Genomic DNA, 18,554 nt, shown 5'->3' with positions numbered 1-18,554 from the left:
AAACTCAACCTGACTTTATCGTTATCGATAGCACAGTGAACAAGACGCCATAACGTTACCGCTATGGCGTCTGCTTGTGCTTTGTAGTTATTACAGTTTCGCGCTTACCCAGCTTTCAACGCTGGCCAAAGCTTGCGGAAGTGCCGCCGCATCCGTACCACCGGCTTGCGCCATGTCCGGACGACCGCCACCCTTGCCGCCCACCTGCTGAGCGACCATACCAATCAGTTCCCCTGCTTTTACGCGGTCGGTCACATCCTTAGAGACGCCCGCAATCAGAGAAACCTTACCTTCTGCCACTGTCGCCAGCACGATAACGGTAGAACCAAGCTGGTTCTTGAGATCGTCGACCATAGTACGCAGCATCTTAGGCTCAACGCCCGCCAGATCGCTGACCAGCAGTTTGACGCCCTTAATGTCTACAGCCTTGCTGGAGAGGTTTGCACTCTCCTGCGCCGCAGCCTGCTCTTTCAGCTGCTGCAGCTCTTTTTCCAGCTGACGCGTGCGATCCAGCGCAACGCGCACTTTCTCGCCCAGGTTCTGGCTATCGCCTTTCAGCAGCTGCGCGATGTCGTGCAGCTGATCGCTCTGCGCATGCAGGCTGGCAATCGCACCTTCACCGGTCACCGCTTCAATACGACGCACACCTGCCGCCGTTCCTGACTCGGAAACAATGCGGAACAGGCCGATGTCACCGGTGCGCGATGCGTGCGTACCGCCGCACAGCTCGGTAGAGAAGTCACCCATGCTCAGCACGCGAACGCGGTCGTCATATTTCTCACCAAACAGCGCCATCGCACCTTTTTTCTTCGCGTCCTCGAGCTCCATGATGTGGGTCTCGATTGGCAGGTTACGACGGATCTGCGCGTTCACCAGATCTTCCACCGCGCGGATTTCAGACGGTTTCATCGCTTCAAAATGCGAGAAGTCGAAACGCAGCACTTTGTCGTTAACCAGAGAACCTTTCTGTGCAACGTGGGTACCCAATACGTCGCGCAGGGCAGCGTGCATCAGGTGGGTTGCAGAGTGGTTCAGACGAATGCGCGCGCGGCGAGCTTCATCCACGTTAGCCTGTACGCCCTCGCCCACTTTCAGAGAACCGGAAACCAGTTTGCCCTGGTGACCAATCGCCTGACCGTATTTCTGGGTGTCGCTGACGCTAAAGCTGAAACCGTTGCCTTTCAGTTCGCCCTTATCGCCAACCTGACCGCCGGATTCCGCGTAGAACGGCGTTTTGTCCAGAATGACAACCGCATCCTGACCCGCGCTGATGCTGTCCACGGCTTTACCGTCAACAAACAGAGCGGTCACTTTGCCGGTCAGTTCCAGCGCGTCATAACCTTTGAATTCTGACGCGCTATCAACGCGGATCATCGCGTTGTAGTCTGCACCGAAACCGCTGGATTCACGCGCACGACGACGCTGCTCTTCCATCGCGGCTTCGAAGCCCGCTTCGTCAACTTTGATGTTGCGCTCGCGGCAAACGTCCGCCGTCAGGTCAACCGGGAAGCCGTAGGTGTCGTACAGGCGGAAAGCGGTTTCGCCATCCAGCGTGTCGCCCTTAAGTTTCGCCAGCTCTTCGTCCAGCAGCGCCAGACCGCGCTCCAGCGTACGCGCAAACTGCTCTTCTTCGGTTTTCAGAACCTGCTCTACCTGCGCCTGCTGGCGTTTCAGCTCATCACCGGCAGCACCCATCACGCCAATCAGTGGCCCAACGAGTTTATAGAAGAAGGTGTCCTTCGCGCCCAGCATGTTGCCGTGACGGATGGCACGACGAATGATGCGACGCAGCACGTAGCCACGGTTTTCATTCGACGGGATAACGCCGTCGGCAATGAGGAACGCACAGGAACGAATGTGGTCCGCGATAACGCGCAGCGATTTGTTGTTCAGGTCGGTCGCGCCGGTAACGTTCGCAACGGCTTTGATCAGGGTGCTGAACAGATCAATTTCGTAGTTGGAGTTAACGTGCTGTAGAACCGCAGCAATACGTTCCAGGCCCATACCGGTATCAACGGAAGGCTTCGGCAGCGGCTCCATCGTACCGTCGGCCTGACGGTTGAACTGCATGAAGACGATGTTCCAGATCTCAATGTAGCGATCGCCGTCTTCTTCCGGGCTGCCTGGAGGGCCGCCCCAGATGTGGTCGCCGTGATCGTAGAAGATCTCGGTGCACGGACCGCAAGGGCCGGTATCACCCATCTGCCAGAAGTTGTCAGACGCGTATGGCGCGCCTTTGTTATCACCGATGCGAATAATACGCTCGCGCGGGATCCCGACTTCTTTTTCCCAGATTTCGTAGGCTTCGTCATCGGTTTCATAGACGGTAACCCACAGACGCTCTTTCGGCAGGTTGAACCAGTTTTCACCGGTCAGCAGTTCCCACGCATATTGAATAGCATCGTGTTTGAAGTAGTCGCCGAAGCTGAAGTTACCCAGCATTTCGAAGAACGTATGGTGACGCGCGGTGTAACCGACGTTTTCCAGGTCGTTGTGTTTACCGCCCGCACGCACGCAACGCTGTGAGGTTGTGGCGCGGGAATAATTACGCTTGTCGAGACCAAGGAACACGTCCTTGAACTGGTTCATCCCGGCGTTAGTAAACAGCAGAGTCGGATCGTTGTTCGGTACCAGGGAGCTGCTGGCAACAACCTGGTGTCCCTTACTATGGAAAAAATCGAGAAACGCCTGACGGATCTCAGCGGTGCTCTTGCTCATAATTATCCTGAAATCAAGCTAACGAAATGTCGTAGCCAGCCTGTATCGGTAAACCGTTGGACAGACCAGCTACTGGAAAAAGTGGGAATAAGATAAGTTTTCTTGGGTGGGAAGTAAAATCCCGCATGCGTTCAATCGGCAAAATTACGCCAGATATCCTGAATATCTTCCATCAGAAAGCCGCGGTAGAGCAAAAAGCGCTGGATTTTGACTTTTTCTGAAAATTCACGCGGCAGCGGTTCGCCGTATTTACGTATCGCCTGCTCTCTGGCCAGCTCGCACCAGTCAGTATCGCATTCGCGCATCGCTTTTTCGATGGACTCCCGGGCCACCCCTTTCTGGTTCAGCTCCTGCCGGATGCGTGCGGGCCCATATCCTTTGCGGCCGCGGCTGGCGAGAAACCGCGAGGCGAAACGCTCGTCATCGAGATAATGATGCTCATAGCACCAGGCAATCACGCGGTCATAATCTTCCGCCGTGGCATCAATCTCTTCCGGCCCGTTTTTACTCATCACCGGAGCCGACAGTTTTCGCCGCAGCTCCTGTTCACTGTGGTCACGAACGGCCAGGATGCGCACCGCGCGGTCCAGTAAGCGTGCATACGCGGGTCGACGTGTTGTCGGTTCACTCATAAAAAAACCTGCTGATTCAGAAATGCAAAAAGGGCCGCATCAGCAGCCCTTCATTTTTAAACGAAAGAATTAAAAGTCTTCGTTAGTTTCTTCAGCATCCGCGGCATCCACCACGAAGTCAGGTTTGGAGTCCTGGTTGTTCAGCAGAAGCTCACGCACCTTCTTCTCAATCTCTTTCGCCGCAGCCGGGTTCTCTTTCAGCCAGGAGATCGCGTTCGCTTTACCCTGACCAATCTTGTCACCGTTGTAGCTGTACCATGCGCCCGCTTTTTCAATCAGCTTCTCTTTCACGCCCAGGTCAACCAGCTCGCCGAGGAAGTTGATCCCTTCGCCGTAGAGGATCTGGAACTCAGCCTGTTTGAACGGCGCGGCGATTTTGTTCTTCACAACCTTCACGCGGGTTTCGCTACCGACCACGTTCTCTCCCTCTTTCACCGCGCCGATACGGCGGATATCCAGACGGACAGAGGCATAGAATTTCAGTGCGTTACCACCGGTAGTGGTTTCCGGGTTACCGAACATCACACCAATTTTCATACGGATCTGGTTGATGAAGATCAGCAGCGTGTTGGACTGCTTCAGGTTACCCGCCAGCTTACGCATCGCCTGGCTCATCATACGTGCCGCGAGGCCCATATGAGAGTCACCGATTTCACCTTCGATTTCGGCTTTTGGCGTCAGTGCGGCAACGGAGTCGACCACGATAACGTCAACGGCACCAGAACGTGCCAGCGCGTCACAAATTTCCAGCGCCTGCTCACCGGTGTCCGGCTGAGAACACAGCAGGTTGTCGATATCCACGCCCAGCTTGCGGGCATAAACAGGGTCCAGCGCGTGCTCGGCATCGATAAACGCACAGGTTTTACCTTCGCGCTGTGCCGCGGCAATCACCTGCAGCGTCAGGGTGGTTTTACCGGAGGACTCTGGCCCGTAGATTTCTACGATACGGCCCATAGGCAGACCGCCAGCGCCCAGCGCGATATCCAGAGAAAGCGAACCGGTGGAGATGGTTTCCACATCCATGGAACGGTCTTCACCCAGGCGCATGATGGAGCCTTTACCGAATTGCTTTTCGATCTGGCCCAGTGCTGCCGCCAACGCTTTCTGTTTGTTTTCGTCGATAGCCATTATTACTCCTGTCATGCCGGGAGAAGCGACTGTGCTTCACCGTGGATTTCTGTTCTGTTGGTGCAATTATACTGTATGGTCATACAGTATCAAGTGTTTTGTAGAAATTGTTGCCAGAGCGTTTTTAACGCATAAACGGTTGCCTGACGACGCACGCTTTCGCGATCGCCGCTGAAGCACTCCCGGCGGGTGATCCCTTCCCCTTTGGAGGTGGCGAACCCAAACCAGACGGTGCCGACAGGCTTCACGTCGCTGCCGCCGTCCGGGCCCGCAATGCCGCTAATGGAAATCGCGTAATCTGCGCGCGCCTCTTTGAGCGCACCAATGGCCATCTCGATCACCACCGGTTCGCTGACCGCGCCATGCTGTTCAAGCGTTGATTCACGCACGCCAATCATCTGTGCTTTAGCTTCGTTACTGTAGGTCACAAAACCGCGTTCAAACCAGGCGGAACTGCCGGCAATATCGGTAATCGCTTTCGCCACCCAGCCGCCGGTGCAGGATTCCGCAGTGGTGATTGTCGCGCCACGCTGCTTCAACGCAAGGCCAACGATCTCGCTAAGCTGCATCAATTCATGGTCAGTCATTCTCGCTCCAGGCATCAGAAAAACGTGCTGCACAAGATAGCACTTTCTCGTGAGATGTGGGGATGCACTTCAGGTTTTACGAGGGGGCTTCAGAAAAAAGCCGGTACGGACGCACCGGCGGTGGAAAGGTTATTTCATGCTGTCAGCGAGGGTGTGCACATTGTGACGAAACGCCTTAACGTAGGTGTCAGCCACCCCACCTTTTGCCGACAGCGCTTCGGGGTAAAGCTCACCCCCGGGCTGCGCGCCCGTCGCCGACGCAATCTGTTTCACCAGACGCGGATCGAGCTGATTCTCCATGAACCAGGTTTTCACGCCGTCGGCTTTGATCTGATTGATAATCTCGGCGACCTGCGCCGCGCTGGCTTCGCTCTCAGACGACAGCCCCTGCGGCGCCATAAACGTCACGCCGTAGGCGCGGCTGAAATAGCCGAACGCGTCATGGCTGGTCAGCACTTTACGCTTCGCCGGCGGGATCTGGCTAAAGCGCGTTTTGGCCCAGTTATCCAGCTGGCTGAGCTGCGCGATATACGTTTTGCCAGAGGCTTCCAGCGCGGCTTTGTCCTCAGGATCGGCTTTTACCAGCCCGTTCAGAATGTTTTGCGCATAGAGCGCCCCGTTCGCCGCGCTGTTCCACGCATGGGGATCGGTCACAGTCTTTCCATCTTCCTCAAGCGTGTGGGTTTTCACTCCTGTTGAGGCGACAACCAGTTGCCCTTTGAACCCGGAGGCTTTTACCAGACGATCAAGCCAGCCCTCCAGCCCCAGGCCGTTCACCACCACCACATCAGCCTTGCTCAGGGCCGCGCTGTCTTTCGGCGACGGTTCGAAGGTATGCGGATCGCCGTCCGGCCCGACCAGCGTCGTCACGTTCACATGGTCGCCGCCTACCTCCTGCGTGATATCCCCCAGTATCGAAAAGCTGGTGACCACATTCAGCGTTTTCGCCATCACGCCGTGCGACATCATCCCCAGCGCGAGCGCCACTACAAATCCTGTACGTTTCATCGTTTCCCCTTGCGTTAAAAATACGCCCGCAGGCTGCCAGCGAGCCTGCTTCGCGTGCCCAGTAAAATGGAAATAAAGAACAGCGCGCTGGCGGTGAGCACGATGGATGGCCCGGCCGGTAGGCTCATCGCCCAGGAGAGGCTCAACCCCAGCCATGCGCAGAAAATACCGCTGATACCCGCCATCAGGAGTAAGGCAGGTAACGTGCGCACCCAGCAGCGGGCCGCCACGGCCGGAAGCATCATCAGCCCGACGGCCATCAGCGTACCGAGCACCTGAAAACCGGCCACCAGGTTAAGCACCAGCAGCGCCAGAAACAGTCCGTGCAGCAGGCCAGGCAGCCAGCGGGCGTTCACCTGCAGCCAGGCGGTATCAAACGCTTCTGTGACCAGGCCGCGATAAAACAGCGCCAGCGTGATAAGGGTGAACATACACACGCCCGTAACAAACAGCGCGGCGTCGTTGTCCACGGCGAGGATGGAGCCAAACAGCAGATGCAGCAGATCGACATTCGACCCGCGCAGCGACACCAGCGTGACCCCCAGCGCCAGCGAGCCAAGATAAAACCCGGCAAAGCTCGCATCTTCTTTCAGCGGCGTGCGTCGACTGACCAGACCGGCCAGAAGCGCCACGGTAATTCCCGCGATAAAACCGCCAATACTCATCGCCAGCAGCGACATACCGCTGAGCAAATACCCCACGGCGACACCCGGCAAAATGGCGTGAGAAAGGGCGTCGCCCATCAGGCTCATCCGACGCAGCTGAAGAAACACGCCGAGCGCGGTGGTGCTGACGGAGAGCGCCAGGCAAACCACCAGCGCGCGACGCATAAAGCCGTACTCAATGAACGGCTGAAAAAAGAGATGCCAGATCATGCCACCCTCACCCGCTCGGTTTTCCACTGGGGAACGTCAGCATCCAGCCGCAGGGTTTGCGGGAAATGGCGCGACACGCGCTCGCTGTCGTGCAGTACCGCGAGCAGCGTTTGCCCCTGCATATACATCTCCAGCATCAAATCCATCAGCACGTTGCAGGTGGCTTCATCGACCCCGGTAAAGGGTTCATCCAGCATCACCAGCGGCGCCTGCTGCACCAGGACGCGGGCAAAGAGCATGCGCTGAAACTGACCGCCGGAGAGTTCATCAATGGTGGATAACGCCATGGACTCAAGCCCGACGCGCTCAAGCGCGCCGGCAATGCGCAGCCGCGTTTCGCGACGAAACCCGGAAAAAAGCGAAATGCCCGGCCAGCAGCCCATGCTTACCACGTCCTGTACGGCCAGCGGAAACTGCGCCTCCAGCGCGTGACGCTGTGCCAGCCAGCCGATTACCGGTCGCTTACCCTGCCAGCGGAAGCCGCCGCTGACGGGAGGAATAAACCCCGCCAGCGTTTTTAGCAGCGTGGATTTCCCGCAGCCGTTAGCGCCGATAATGGCGGTCATGCTTCCGCGTTCAATGGTGCCCGAGAGGGGCCGCGTAATCGGCTGGCGTTCATAACCCGCGACCAGTTCATTCATCACAATCATGGCAATGCCACCGCCCAGCGCACGGCCAGCCCGATAAAGACAACCAGCACCAGCGCCAGCAAAAGCCGAACCAGAGCAGACAGAGAAAAAAGGGACGTTGACATGTCGACACCAAATTAAATGTTATAACATAACAATAATGAAAGGCGGTTAAGATGTAAATGGCGGGTGTGAAAAGGGAGTGTGGCGAAATGTTTCTGCAGGAAATAGGTGCGCGCGGGTGCCCTCACCCTAGCCCTCTCCCACGGGGAGAGGGGGAATAAGATGACTTACTGACTAAATGGAGACGCCGCCGGCACGCGCGCCTGCGATACCGCCAGCCCCAGCTGCCACACCGCCATCGCATAGTGGGTGCTGTGGTTATAGCGGGTGATGGTGTAGAAGTTCGGCATGCCGTACCAGTACTGATAGCCCGTACCGACATCCAGACGCAGCAGACTCACCTGATCGACATTGCCCAGCGGCTGGGTTGGCGTTAAGCCTGCCGCCGTCAGCTGTGCGACGCTGTATTTGGTTTTGAAGCCGTTTTCCAGACCAAACGCCTCGCCGTTTGCCTGAACGGCAACCTGGCCGCCCGGCACCCAGCCGTGCGCTTTGAAGTAGTTCGCCACGCTGCCGATGGCATCCACCGGATCCCACAGGTTGATATGACCATCCCCGTTAAAATCGACGGCATATTGCTTATAGGAGGACGGCATAAACTGGCCGTAGCCCATCGCGCCGGCAAACGACCCTTTCAGATCGAGCGGATCGTCCTGCTCGCTGCGCGCCATCAGCAGGAAGGTTTCCAGCTCGGAAGAGAAATACTCCGCGCGGCGCGGGTAGTTAAAGGAGAGCGTCGCCAGCGCATCCAGGATGCGGGTTTTACCCATCACGCGGCCCCAGCGGGTTTCCACGCCGATAATCCCGACGATGATTTCAGGCGGTACGCCGTACACCTGCCACGCGCGGTTGAGCGCATCTTCATACTGATTCCAGAACACCACGCCGTTTTGCACGTTGTCCGGGGTAATAAACTGTTTGCGGTAGCGCAGCCACGCGCCGTTCGGCCCGCTCGGCACCTGGGCCGTCGGCGCCTGCCTGTCCATCAGGCGCAGCACGTAGTCCAGACGCTTGGCCTGAGACAAAATTTCGTGCAGCTGCTGTCTGTCAAAGCCGTGTTTGCTCACCATTTTATCGATGAACTGCTCGGCCGCCGGGTTATTCGCGAAGTCGCCGCCCATCTGCATCATATTGTGCTGCGGCTCCAGCAGGAATCCTCCGGAAGGCGCGCCCGCCGTTTGCTGAACGGCTTCGGTCTTAGGTTTGCTACTACAGGCAGACAGCAGAATAAGCGCAGGCAACAGCGCTGCATAACGACGCTTGAACATGAGACATCCATTTAACGGGTTCGATAAGAACCCAGTATGGTAAAGCATCCGCAACACCTCAAGGAAGCGGTACGCACCTCCCCCACGCAAATCCGCGCTTTTTTCCACCTAAAATCATTCACCCCATCAATAAACTTTCAAAATAATCCATTTTTCTTTCATTGTGAGATCTAACTAACACTTTAAAACCTTTCAAAGTGATTATTATTAGCCCAGTCAGACAAAAACAAAAAAGCCCCACAGGAGAGAAGAATGATAGAAACCATCACCCACGGCGCCGAGTGGTTCATCGGGCTGTTTCAGAAAGGCGGAGAAGTGTTCACGGGCATGGTGACCGGGATCCTGCCCCTGCTGATCAGCCTGCTGGTGATCATGAACGCGCTGATTAACTTTATCGGCCAGCAGCGCATTGAACGCTTCGCCCAGCGCTGTGCCGGGAATCCGCTGTCCCGCTACCTGGTACTGCCGTTCATCGGTACCTTCGTGTTCTGCAACCCGATGACCTTAAGCCTCGGCCGCTTCATGCCGGAAAAGTACAAGCCGAGCTACTACGCCGCCGCCTCCTACAGCTGCCATTCCATGAACGGCCTGTTCCCGCACATTAACCCCGGCGAGCTGTTCGTCTATCTCGGGATCGCCAGCGGTCTCACCACACTTGGCCTGCCGCTCGGCCCGCTGGCGGTGAGCTACCTGCTGGTCGGCCTGGTCACCAACTTCTTCCGCGGCTGGGTGACCGACCTCACCACCGCCATTTTTGAGAAAAAAATGGGCATCCAGCTTGAACAGAAAGTCCATCTTTCAGGAGCCACAGCATGAACCGGATCCGCATTGAGAAAGGCACGGGCGGCTGGGGCGGCCCGCTGGAGTTCGACGCCACCGAAGGCAAAAAGATCGTCTACATCACCGCAGGCACGCGCCCGGCTATCGTCGACAGGCTGCGCGAGCTGACCGGCTGGGAAGCGGTCGACGGCTTCAAGGAAGGCGAGCCGCCGGAAGCGGAAATCGGCGTGGCGGTGATCGACTGCGGCGGCACGCTGCGCTGCGGTATCTATCCGAAGCGCCGCATTCCGACGGTGAATATTCACTCCACCGGAAAATCCGGCCCGCTGGCGCAGTACATCCTTGAGGACATTTACGTCTCAGGCGTGAAGGAGGACAACATCACGCTGGTGAATGGCACTGCCGCGCCGCAAAAAGCGGTCCCGCGCGAGTACGACACCAGCAAGAAAATCACCGAGCAGAGCGACGGCCTGCTGGCGAAGGTCGGGATGGGCATGGGTTCCGCCGTGGCGGTGCTGTTCCAGTCCGGGCGCGACACCATCGACACGGTGCTGAAAACCATCCTGCCGTTTATGGCGTTCGTCTCGGCGCTGATCGGCATCATCATGGCGTCCGGCCTGGGCGACTGGATTGCCCACGGCCTCGCCCCGCTCGCCAGCCACCCGCTCGGGCTGGTGACGCTGGCGCTGATCTGCTCCTTCCCGCTGCTGTCGCCGTTCCTCGGCCCGGGCGCGGTGATTGCCCAGGTTATCGGCGTGCTGATTGGCGTGCAGATTGGTCTGGGGAACATCCCTCCACACCTCGCCCTGCCCGCCCTGTTTGCCATTAACGCCCAGGCGGCGTGCGACTTCATCCCCGTTGGGCTGTCGCTGGCGGAAGCGCGCCAGGACACCGTGCGCGTGGGCGTGCCGTCAGTGCTGGTGAGCCGCTTTCTGACGGGCGCGCCGACGGTGCTGATTGCCTGGTTTGTCTCCGGCTTTATTTATCAATAAGAGGTTCCTGCGATGACCGTCATTTACCAGACCACCATTACCCGTATCGGCCAGAGCGCTGCCGACGCACTGAGCGACCAGATGCTGATCACCTTCCGCGAAGGCGCCCCGGCGGATATCGAAGAGTTTTGTTTTATCCACTGCCACGGCGAGCTGAAGGGCGAGCTGAAGGCAGGAAGCCTGCTGGAGCTGGGCGAGGCGCGCTATGCCGTCACCGCCGTGGGCGACGTGGCCGAGCAAAACCTGCGCGAGCTGGGGCACATCACCCTGCGTTTCGATGGCCAGCCGCAGGCCGAATATCCCGGCACGGTTCACGTAGCGGGCCCGGTTCCGCAGGCTGTCACCCCAGGCTGCACGTTAAAATTTGTTGCGTAATTAAGGAGAAACACATGAGTCAGGTTGCCGTTGTCATTGGTGGAGGACAAACCTTAGGCGAGTTCCTCTGCCGTGGGCTTGCCGCAGAGGGTTACCGCGTGGCGGTAGTGGACATTCAGAGTGAAAAAGCCGCCCGCGTGGCGGACACCATTAACACCGAGTTTGGTGAAGGGATGGCGTACGGGTTTGGTGCCGACGCCACCAGCGAGCAGAGCGTGATGGCGCTGGCCCGCGGCGTGGACGAGATTTTTGGGCGTACCGACCTGCTGGTCTACAGCGCGGGGATTGCGAAAGCGGCCTTTATCAGCGATTTCGAACTGGGGGATTTTGACCGCTCGCTGCAGGTGAATCTGGTGGGCTATTTCCTCTGCGCCCGCGAGTTTTCCCGTCTGATGATCCGCGACGGCGTTCAGGGGCGCATCATTCAGATCAACTCCAAATCAGGGAAAGTGGGCAGCAAGCACAACTCCGGCTACAGCGCGGCGAAGTTTGGCGGCGTGGGGCTAACGCAGTCTCTGGCGCTGGATCTGGCCGAGTACGGCATTACCGTGCATTCGCTGATGCTGGGCAACCTGCTGAAATCACCGATGTTCCAGTCCCTGCTGCCGCAGTACGCCACCAAGCTCGGCATCAAGGCCGAGGAAGTGGAGCAGTACTACATCGATAAAGTGCCGCTGAAGCGCGGGTGCGATTATCAGGACGTGCTGAACATGCTGCTGTTTTACGCCAGCCCGAAAGCCTCGTACTGCACCGGGCAGTCGATTAACGTGACCGGCGGGCAGGTGATGTTCTGATCGAGCGGCCTGATGCCCTCACCCCAGCCCTCTCCCACCGGGAGAGGGAACAAAACAAGGAGCCGATATGGTCACCGCACTCATCACCGTCGCCGCCCTCGCCTGGATTTGCCAGATGGCGTTTGGCGGCTGGCAGATCCACCAGTTTAACCGGGCGTTTGATGCCCTGTGCCAGAAAGGCCGCGTGGGCGTCGGGCGGTCCGGCGGCCGATTTAAGCCGCGCGTAGTGGTGGCGATTGCGCTGGATGAAAACAACCGCGTCTGCGATTCCCTCGTCATGCGCGGTATAACCGTCTTCGCCCGCCCGGCGAAAATCCAGGCAATCGACGGCATTTTGCTGCAGGAATTACGGCCCGATGTGATCTTTCCCCATGATCCACTCTGTCAGAATGCACTATCATTAGCGCTTAATCTGAAACATGGATAATTTCGTTGTGAAAGCTATAGACTTGCGAAATTATCATTTCGCAACCTAAGGAACGAAGCGCCTATGAAACCTCGTCAGCGGCAGGCGGCCATTCTCGAGCATCTGCAAAAACAGGGAAAATGCTCGGTAGAGGATCTGGCCCACTACTTTGACACCACCGGCACGACAATACGCAAGGACCTGGTATTGCTCGAAAACTCTGGCGCCGTCATTCGAACCTACGGCGGCGTGGTGCTCAATAAGGACGAAGCCGACCCGCCTATCGATCACAAAACGCTGATCAATACCCACCAGAAAGCGCTGATTGCCGAAGCCGCCGTCAAATTTATCCACGATGGCGATTCCATCATTCTGGATGCAGGCAGCACCGTCCTGCAGATGATCCCGTTGCTCAGCCGCTTTAACAACATCACGGTGATGACCAACAGCCTGCACATCGTCAACGCCCTGTCGGAGTTCGACAGCGAGCAGACCATCCTGATGCCCGGCGGCACCTTCCGCAAAAAATCGGCGTCGTTTCACGGCCAGCTGGCGGAGAATGCCTTCGAGCACTTCAGCTTTGATAAACTGTTTATGGGCACCGACGGCATCGACCTGAACGCAGGCGTTACAACGTTCAACGAGGTGTTCAGCGTCAGTAAAGCGATGTGCAACGCCGCGCGGGAAGTGATTTTGATGGCAGACTCGTCGAAGTTTGGCCGCAAAAGCCCCAACATTGTCTGTAGCCTTGAAAGCGTTGATAAGCTGATTACCGACGCGGGTATCGACCCGGCGTTCAGGAAAGCGCTGGAAGAGAAAGGAATCGACGTGATCGTAACCGGAGAAAGAGATGAGTGATTTTCTGTTAGAAACGGGCCGCCAGACGCTGATGCTGGAACTGCAGGAAGCCAGCCGCCTGCCGGAACGTCTGGGCGAGGATTTTGTCCGCGCCGCCAACACCATTATCCACTGCGAAGGCAAAGTGATCGTGGCGGGCATCGGTAAATCCGGCCATATCGGCAAAAAGATTGCCGCGACGCTCGCCAGCACCGGCACCCCGGCGTTCTTCGTGCATCCGGCAGAGGCGCTGCACGGCGATCTGGGGATGATTGAAAGCCGCGACGTGATGCTGTTTATCTCCTACTCCGGTTCGGCCAAAGAGCTGGACCTGATTATTCCGCGCCTGCAGGAAAAATCGGTCGCCCTGCTGGCGATGACCGGGAAATCCCGCTCGCCGCTGGCGCTGGCCGCCAAAGCGACGCTGGATATTTCCGTTGAGCGTGAAGCCTGTCCGATGCACCTCGCCCCAACCTCCAGCACCGTTAACACCCTGATGATGGGCGACGCGCTGGCAATGGCGGTGATGCAGGCGCGCGGCTTTAACGAAGAAGATTTCGCCCGTTCGCATCCTGCGGGCGCGCTCGGCGCACGCCTGCTCAACAAGGTTCACCACCTGATGCGCACCGACGATGCCATTCCGCAGGTCAAACTCGATACCAGCGTCATGGACGCGATGCTGGAGCTGAGCCGCACCGGTCTGGGGCTGGTTGCGGTATGCGATGACAACGGGAGCGTCAAGGGCGTGTTCACCGACGGCGACCTGCGCCGCTGGCTGGTGGGCGGCGGCAGGCTGGAAACCAACGTGTCGGACGCCATGACCAAAGGCGGGCTGACGCTCAACGCCGAGAGCCGCGCCATTGAAGCCAAAGAGGTGCTGATGAAGCGCAAAATCACCGCCGCGCCGGTGGTGGATGATGCCGGCAGGCTGTGCGGTGCCATCAACCTGCAGGACTTCTATCAGGCCGGGATTATCTAACCCTTCAGTCCCAGACGCTTCGCCAGCCTGTGCAGGTTGGCGACGTCCATCTCCAGCGCCCGCGCGCACGCCGCCCAGCTGCGGTTATTCTGCTCCAGCGCGCGGGTAATCATCTTACGCTGAAACGCCTCCGTGGCTTCACGCAGATTTTCATTCACTATCTCTGGCGCAGCCTGCGCGATAGCCGGTACGGTTTCATCCTGGAGCGCAAAATGCCGCGCGTGGATCACCACTTCGTCACCCGAACGCGTCGCCCGCGCCAGCACTACCGCGCGGTGGATCGCGTGCTCCAGCTCGCGCACGTTGCCCGGCCAGCCGTAGCTCAACAGATGCGACCTCGCACCCGGGCTCAGCACCACGCGGGAAAGCCCCATCCTGAGACGGCACTGCTCGCAGAAAAAGCCCGCCAGCAGCACCACGTCATCCCCGCGCTCGCGCAGCGGCGGCACGGTAAGCGGGAACACGCTCAGGCGATGAAACAGGTCGGCGCGAAACTGCCCTGCCAGCACCGCTTCACGCAGGTCGCGGTTAGTGGCCGCCAGCACGCGAACGTCCACTCTGTGACTGCGGTCATCCCCCACGCGCTGAATGTCGCCGTACTGCAGCACGCGCAGCAGCTTGGCCTGCAGCGACAGGGAGAGCTCGCCGATTTCATCCAGAAACAGCGTGCCGTTATCGGCCATTTCGAACTTACCGCTGCGGTTGCTGATGGCCCCGGTAAACGCCCCTTTAACGTGACCAAACAGCTCGCTTTCCGCCACGCTTTCCGGCAGCGCGGCGCAGTTGAGATACACCAGCGGGTTCACCGCGCGCGGCGACGCTTCGTGAATGGACTTCGCGACCAGCTCCTTACCGGTGCCGGTTTCCCCGAAGATCAGCACGTTTAAATCTGAGGCGGCGACAATCTCAATCTCTTTTTTGAGCTGCGCCATGCCCGGAGAAAGGCCGATCATCTCCGTGTGCGTCACCTGCTCAAACGCCGCCGGGCTGCCGGGAAGAATGTTCTGGCTCTCCAGCTGTTCAATCAGCAGAGCATTGTTTAGCGCCCCGGCGGCCAGGGCGGCAATCAGGCGCAGCTCTTCGTCGCTAAAGGTGTCGAACTGGTCCGGCGACAGGCCGTCGAGGGTCAGTGCGCCAATCAGGTTTTGTCCGGCAAACAGCGGCAGGCCAATACAGGCGTGCACCTTCAGGCTCTCCTGTCCGGGAATCAACCCGTCGTACGGGTCGGGCAAGTCGCTGTCCGCCGGGAAGCGCACCACGTCACCCGCGCGGGCGATGGTTTCCAGACGCGGATGGCCCTCAAGGGTAAAACGCCGTCCGAGCACATCCTTCGCCAGCCCGTCGATTGCCAGTGGAATAAACTGCCGCCCCTCGTAGCGCAGCAGCGCGGACGCATCGCACTCAAGCACGTGGCGCAGCGTGGAGATCAGCCGCTGAAAGCGGTCCTGATGGCCGATACCGGTCTGCAGCTCAATGGCGATCTTCGCCAGCACGTCTACGGAAAAGCTCATAGTGACCTCGCTGTCATTTTGACAATGCATATTGTCATATTGACACTAATTTTGATAGTCATAATGACTACCCATTACGGATCACAAAAATATTAACTAAGTAAAATCAATAAATTAAAAACTGGCACGCAACTTGATATAGGCAAACCATCTTATTTGAAAATGCTGTATTACGTAGAGGTTGCTATGTCTATTCTGGTTAAAAATAACATTCATTGGGTGGGTCAACGTGACTGGGAAGTGCGCGATTTCCACGGGACGGAATACAAAACGCTGCGCGGCAGCAGCTACAACAGCTATCTCATCCGCGAAGGAAAAAACGTGCTGATCGATACCGTCGATCACAAGTTCAGCCGCGAGTTTGTGCAGAACCTGCGCAGTGAAATCGACCTGGACGCCATCGACTACATCGTCATCAACCACGCGGAAGAAGATCACGCCGGTGCGCTGACCGAGCTGATGTCTTACATTCCGAACACGCCTATCTACTGCACCACCAACGCCATCGACTCGATCAACGGCCATCACCACCATCCGGAGTGGAACTTCCACACCGTGAAAACCGGCGACGCGCTGGATATCGGCAACGGCAAGCAGCTGATCTTCGTGGAAACGCCGATGCTCCACTGGCCGGACAGCATGATGACCTACATGACCGGCGACGCGGTGCTGTTCAGCAACGACGCCTTCGGCCAGCACTACTGCGACGAGCGCCTGTTCAACGACGAAGTGGACCAGACCGAACTCTTCGAGCAGTGTCAGCGCTACTACGCCAACATCCTGACCCCGTTCAGCCGTCTGGTGACGCCAAAAATCACCGAGATCCTCGGCTTTAACCTGCCGGTGGACATGATTGCCACCTCCCACGGCGTAGTGTGGCGTGAGAACCCAACCCAGATTGTGGAGCTGTACCTGAAGTGGGCGGCGGACTATCAGGAAGACCGCATCACTATTTTCTACGACACCATGTCCAACAATACCCGCATGATGGCGGACGCCATTGCCCAGGGCATCAACGAAGTGGACCCAAACGTGGCGGTGAAAATCTTCAACGTGGCGCGCAGCGATAAGAATGAGGTTTTGACCAACGTGTTCCGCTCTAAGGGCGTGCTGGTGGGCACCTCCACCATGAACAACGTGATGATGCCGAAAATTGCCGGTCTGGTAGAAGAGATGACCGGCCTGCGTTTTCGCAACAAGCGTGCCAGCGCCTTTGGCTCCCACGGCTGGAGCGGCGGCGCGGTAGACCGTCTGTCTACTCGGCTGCAGGATGCGGGCTTTGAGATGTCCCTGAGCTTGAAGGCGAAATGGCGGCCGGATATCGACGCGCTCGAAATCTGCCGCCAGCACGGCCGCGACATTGCACGTCAGTGGGCGCTCGCTCCGCTGCCGGAAGCGGCAGCCAAACCCACCGAACAGCAGGAAGCCTGCGCCTGTGCCGCCGCGGCAGGCGCCGATCTCGGCCCGCGCATGCAGTGCAGCGTCTGCCAGTGGATTTACGACCCGGCGCTGGGCGAGCCGCTGCAGGACGTTGCTCCTGGAACGCCGTGGAGTGACGTGCCGGACAACTTCCTCTGCCCGGAGTGTTCACTCGGTAAAGACGTCTTTGACGAACTGGGTACGGAGGCAAAATGAACAACGGTATCGTCATCATCGGCTCGGGCTTTGCCGCCCGCCAGCTGGTGAAAAACATCCGCAAGCAGGACGCCAGCGTGCCGCTGACGGTGATTGCCGCCGACAGCATGGACGAGTACAACAAGCCCGATCTAAGCCACGTCATTAGCCAGAATCAGCGCGCCGAAGACCTCACCCGCCAGACGGCGGGGGAGTTCGCGGAACAGTTTAACCTGCGCCTGTTCCCGTACACCTGGGTCACCGACATCGACGCTGCCGCCCACGTGGTGAAAGCAAAAGAGAAAACCTGGCAGTACGACAGACTGGTGCTGGCCACGGGTGCCTCTGCGTTTGTGCCGCCGGTTGAAGGCCGCGAGCTGATGCTCACCCTCAACAGCCAGCAGGAGTATCAGGCCAGCGAAACGGCGCTTCGCGACGCACAGCGCGTGATGATTGTCGGCGGCGGGCTGATAGGCACCGAGCTGGCGATGGATTTCTGCCGGGCGGGTAAATCCGTGACTCTGGTCGACCATGCGGCGAGCATTCTGTCGTCGCTGATGCCAGCAGAAGTAAGCAGTCGCTTACAGCATCGCCTGACCGACATGGGGGTGCATCTGCTGTTGAAATCGCAGCTGCAAAGCCTGAGCAAAACCGAAGGCGGCATTCGTGCCACGCTCGACCGCAGCCGCAGCGTTGAGGTGGATGTGGTAATCGCGGCAACGGGCCTGCGCCCGGAAACCGCGCTGGCGCATCGCGCAGGCGCCGAAATACAGCGTGGCGTGAAGGTAAATAGCTACCTGCAAACCAGCCAGCCCGATATTTACGCGTTAGGTGACTGCGCTGAAATTAACGGTCAGGTACTGCCATTTTTGCAGCCAATTCAATTAAGCGCGATGTATCTGGCGAAAAACCTGCTCGGCGGCAGCGCGCCGCTGAAATTACCCGCCATGCTGATTAAAGTCAAAACGCCGGAATTACCGCTGCATCTTGCCGGTGAAACGCAGCGTCAGGATCTGAACTGGCAAATTACCCTCGAACCGCAGGGAATGGTCGCGCGCGGCGCGGATAACGAGGGTCAGATTCGCGCTTTTGTGGTTAGTGAAGACCGGATGAAGGAGGCTTTCGCTCTGCTGAAACTGTTACCTGCTTAACACTCGCGTTGCCGGGCGGCGCTTCGTTTACCCGGCCAACAACGAGTCTACGCCGACTTAACCTTTGAATTTTATTATTCACCGCCCCGATATTCAGGGGCTTTTTCTTACGCATTCTATTCATCAAATAAATGCAAAGCAGATATA

At 58.2% G+C, this 18,554-nt stretch carries 18 protein-coding genes; 9 read left to right on the top strand and 9 right to left on the bottom strand.

The window, feature by feature from the left end; translation table 11 throughout:
* Positions 1-90: 90 nt before the first annotated feature.
* The 8 genes from alaS to mltB all read right to left on the bottom strand — a co-directional run bounded on the left by alaS (position 91) and on the right by mltB (position 8,968).
* The gene (gene alaS, locus ACJ69_RS22320) at positions 91-2,718 is read right to left on the bottom strand and encodes an alanine--tRNA ligase (RefSeq protein WP_045888112.1); all 2,628 of its coding nucleotides are present in this window, start codon (positions 2,716-2,718) and stop codon (positions 91-93) included.
* Between the two features lie 131 nt (positions 2,719-2,849).
* On the bottom strand, positions 2,850-3,350 hold the full coding sequence (recX, locus tag ACJ69_RS22315) for a recombination regulator RecX (protein ID WP_045404219.1): 501 nt from the start codon (positions 3,348-3,350) through the stop codon (positions 2,850-2,852).
* A gap of 69 nt (positions 3,351-3,419) precedes the next feature.
* Positions 3,420-4,478 (bottom strand): recombinase RecA, encoded by a 1,059-nt coding sequence (gene recA / locus ACJ69_RS22310; RefSeq protein ID WP_023308943.1) that lies wholly within the window; start codon positions 4,476-4,478, stop codon positions 3,420-3,422.
* An 89-nt stretch (positions 4,479-4,567) separates the two neighbouring features.
* Positions 4,568-5,065: a nicotinamide-nucleotide amidase gene (gene pncC / locus ACJ69_RS22305; protein ID WP_023308944.1), complete on the bottom strand. Its 498-nt coding sequence runs from the start codon at positions 5,063-5,065 to the stop codon at positions 4,568-4,570.
* A 129-nt stretch (positions 5,066-5,194) separates the two neighbouring features.
* Positions 5,195-6,073 carry a metal ABC transporter substrate-binding protein gene (locus tag ACJ69_RS22300; RefSeq protein WP_029742076.1) on the bottom strand — a complete coding sequence of 293 codons (879 nt, stop codon included), beginning with the start codon at positions 6,071-6,073 and terminating at the stop codon, positions 5,195-5,197.
* Between the two features lie 14 nt (positions 6,074-6,087).
* A complete protein-coding gene (locus ACJ69_RS22295; protein ID WP_039263400.1) occupies positions 6,088-6,948 on the bottom strand; it encodes a metal ABC transporter permease in 861 nt (286 codons plus the stop codon).
* Positions 6,945-7,598, bottom strand: coding sequence for a metal ABC transporter ATP-binding protein (locus ACJ69_RS22290; RefSeq protein ID WP_059347765.1), 654 nt, complete (start codon positions 7,596-7,598; stop codon positions 6,945-6,947). Before ACJ69_RS22290 ends, ACJ69_RS22295 begins: the two co-directional genes overlap by 4 nt.
* A 269-nt stretch (positions 7,599-7,867) precedes the next feature.
* A complete protein-coding gene (gene mltB, locus ACJ69_RS22285) occupies positions 7,868-8,968 on the bottom strand; it encodes a lytic murein transglycosylase B (RefSeq protein ID WP_168980489.1) in 1,101 nt (366 codons plus the stop codon).
* A gap of 252 nt (positions 8,969-9,220) precedes the next feature.
* On the opposite strand from mltB, the gene srlA reads away from it, so the two are divergent.
* From srlA to gutQ, 7 genes are all read left to right on the top strand, one after another.
* Positions 9,221-9,784 carry a PTS glucitol/sorbitol transporter subunit IIC gene (gene srlA, locus ACJ69_RS22280; RefSeq protein ID WP_023333189.1) on the top strand — a complete coding sequence of 188 codons (564 nt, stop codon included), beginning with the start codon at positions 9,221-9,223 and terminating at the stop codon, positions 9,782-9,784.
* Positions 9,781-10,740 carry a PTS glucitol/sorbitol transporter subunit IIB gene (gene srlE, locus ACJ69_RS22275; protein WP_059347764.1) on the top strand — a complete coding sequence of 320 codons (960 nt, stop codon included), beginning with the start codon at positions 9,781-9,783 and terminating at the stop codon, positions 10,738-10,740. The genes srlA and srlE overlap by 4 nt, the downstream gene beginning before the upstream one ends.
* Positions 10,741-10,752: 12 nt before the next feature.
* Positions 10,753-11,115, top strand: a complete 363-nt coding sequence (srlB, locus tag ACJ69_RS22270; RefSeq protein WP_054830400.1) for a PTS glucitol/sorbitol transporter subunit IIA — start codon at positions 10,753-10,755, stop codon at positions 11,113-11,115.
* A 14-nt stretch (positions 11,116-11,129) separates the two neighbouring features.
* Positions 11,130-11,909, top strand: coding sequence for a sorbitol-6-phosphate dehydrogenase (gene srlD / locus ACJ69_RS22265; RefSeq protein ID WP_033146371.1), 780 nt, complete (start codon positions 11,130-11,132; stop codon positions 11,907-11,909).
* Positions 11,910-11,976: 67 nt separating this feature from the next.
* Entirely contained in the window at positions 11,977-12,336 is a 360-nt protein-coding gene (gutM, locus tag ACJ69_RS22260; RefSeq protein WP_029742070.1) for a transcriptional regulator GutM, read from the top strand.
* Positions 12,337-12,399: 63 nt separating this feature from the next.
* Positions 12,400-13,173: a glucitol operon DNA-binding transcriptional repressor SrlR gene (gene srlR / locus ACJ69_RS22255; RefSeq protein WP_029742069.1), complete on the top strand. Its 774-nt coding sequence runs from the start codon at positions 12,400-12,402 to the stop codon at positions 13,171-13,173.
* Positions 13,166-14,131: an arabinose-5-phosphate isomerase GutQ gene (gutQ, locus tag ACJ69_RS22250; RefSeq protein ID WP_029742068.1), complete on the top strand. Its 966-nt coding sequence runs from the start codon at positions 13,166-13,168 to the stop codon at positions 14,129-14,131. Before srlR ends, gutQ begins: the two co-directional genes overlap by 8 nt.
* Here the strand turns inward: gutQ and norR are convergent.
* Positions 14,128-15,642: a nitric oxide reductase transcriptional regulator NorR gene (gene norR, locus ACJ69_RS22245; protein ID WP_059347763.1), complete on the bottom strand. Its 1,515-nt coding sequence runs from the start codon at positions 15,640-15,642 to the stop codon at positions 14,128-14,130. The two genes, gutQ and norR, sit on opposite strands and share 4 nt — an antisense overlap.
* A gap of 186 nt (positions 15,643-15,828) precedes the next feature.
* Between norR and norV the strand changes: the two genes are divergently transcribed.
* Positions 15,829-17,277: an anaerobic nitric oxide reductase flavorubredoxin gene (norV, locus tag ACJ69_RS22240; RefSeq protein WP_059347863.1), complete on the top strand. Its 1,449-nt coding sequence runs from the start codon at positions 15,829-15,831 to the stop codon at positions 17,275-17,277.
* Complete coding sequence (gene norW, locus ACJ69_RS22235; protein ID WP_054830411.1) at positions 17,274-18,407, top strand: NADH:flavorubredoxin reductase NorW; 1,134 nt, start codon at positions 17,274-17,276, stop codon at positions 18,405-18,407. Before norV ends, norW begins: the two co-directional genes overlap by 4 nt.
* Positions 18,408-18,554 lie beyond the last annotated feature (147 nt).

The organism is Enterobacter asburiae (genome assembly GCF_001521715.1).
Taxonomy (GTDB): domain Bacteria; phylum Pseudomonadota; class Gammaproteobacteria; order Enterobacterales; family Enterobacteriaceae; genus Enterobacter; species Enterobacter asburiae.
Note: the sequence above shows the minus strand (reverse complement) of the source record. Positions and strands in the feature narration are given on the sequence as shown.

Bases quoted from the DNA above. Each gene is read 5' to 3' on its own strand.
- alaS (WP_045888112.1), bottom strand. From the start codon at position 2,718: ATGAGCAAGAGCACCGCTGAGATCCGTCAGGCGTTTCTCGATTTTTTC.
- recX (WP_045404219.1), bottom strand. From the start codon at position 3,350: ATGAGTGAACCGACAACACGTCGACCCGCGTATGCACGCTTACTGGAC.
- recA (WP_023308943.1), bottom strand. From the start codon at position 4,478: ATGGCTATCGACGAAAACAAACAGAAAGCGTTGGCGGCAGCACTGGGC.
- pncC (WP_023308944.1), bottom strand. From the start codon at position 5,065: ATGACTGACCATGAATTGATGCAGCTTAGCGAGATCGTTGGCCTTGCG.
- ACJ69_RS22300 (WP_029742076.1), bottom strand. From the start codon at position 6,073: ATGAAACGTACAGGATTTGTAGTGGCGCTCGCGCTGGGGATGATGTCG.
- ACJ69_RS22295 (WP_039263400.1), bottom strand. From the start codon at position 6,948: ATGATCTGGCATCTCTTTTTTCAGCCGTTCATTGAGTACGGCTTTATG.
- ACJ69_RS22290 (WP_059347765.1), bottom strand. From the start codon at position 7,598: ATGATTGTGATGAATGAACTGGTCGCGGGTTATGAACGCCAGCCGATT.
- mltB (WP_168980489.1), bottom strand. From the start codon at position 8,968: ATGTTCAAGCGTCGTTATGCAGCGCTGTTGCCTGCGCTTATTCTGCTG.
- srlA (WP_023333189.1), top strand. From the start codon at position 9,221: ATGATAGAAACCATCACCCACGGCGCCGAGTGGTTCATCGGGCTGTTT.
- srlE (WP_059347764.1), top strand. From the start codon at position 9,781: ATGAACCGGATCCGCATTGAGAAAGGCACGGGCGGCTGGGGCGGCCCG.
- srlB (WP_054830400.1), top strand. From the start codon at position 10,753: ATGACCGTCATTTACCAGACCACCATTACCCGTATCGGCCAGAGCGCT.
- srlD (WP_033146371.1), top strand. From the start codon at position 11,130: ATGAGTCAGGTTGCCGTTGTCATTGGTGGAGGACAAACCTTAGGCGAG.
- gutM (WP_029742070.1), top strand. From the start codon at position 11,977: ATGGTCACCGCACTCATCACCGTCGCCGCCCTCGCCTGGATTTGCCAG.
- srlR (WP_029742069.1), top strand. From the start codon at position 12,400: ATGAAACCTCGTCAGCGGCAGGCGGCCATTCTCGAGCATCTGCAAAAA.
- gutQ (WP_029742068.1), top strand. From the start codon at position 13,166: ATGAGTGATTTTCTGTTAGAAACGGGCCGCCAGACGCTGATGCTGGAA.
- norR (WP_059347763.1), bottom strand. From the start codon at position 15,642: ATGAGCTTTTCCGTAGACGTGCTGGCGAAGATCGCCATTGAGCTGCAG.
- norV (WP_059347863.1), top strand. From the start codon at position 15,829: ATGTCTATTCTGGTTAAAAATAACATTCATTGGGTGGGTCAACGTGAC.
- norW (WP_054830411.1), top strand. From the start codon at position 17,274: ATGAACAACGGTATCGTCATCATCGGCTCGGGCTTTGCCGCCCGCCAG.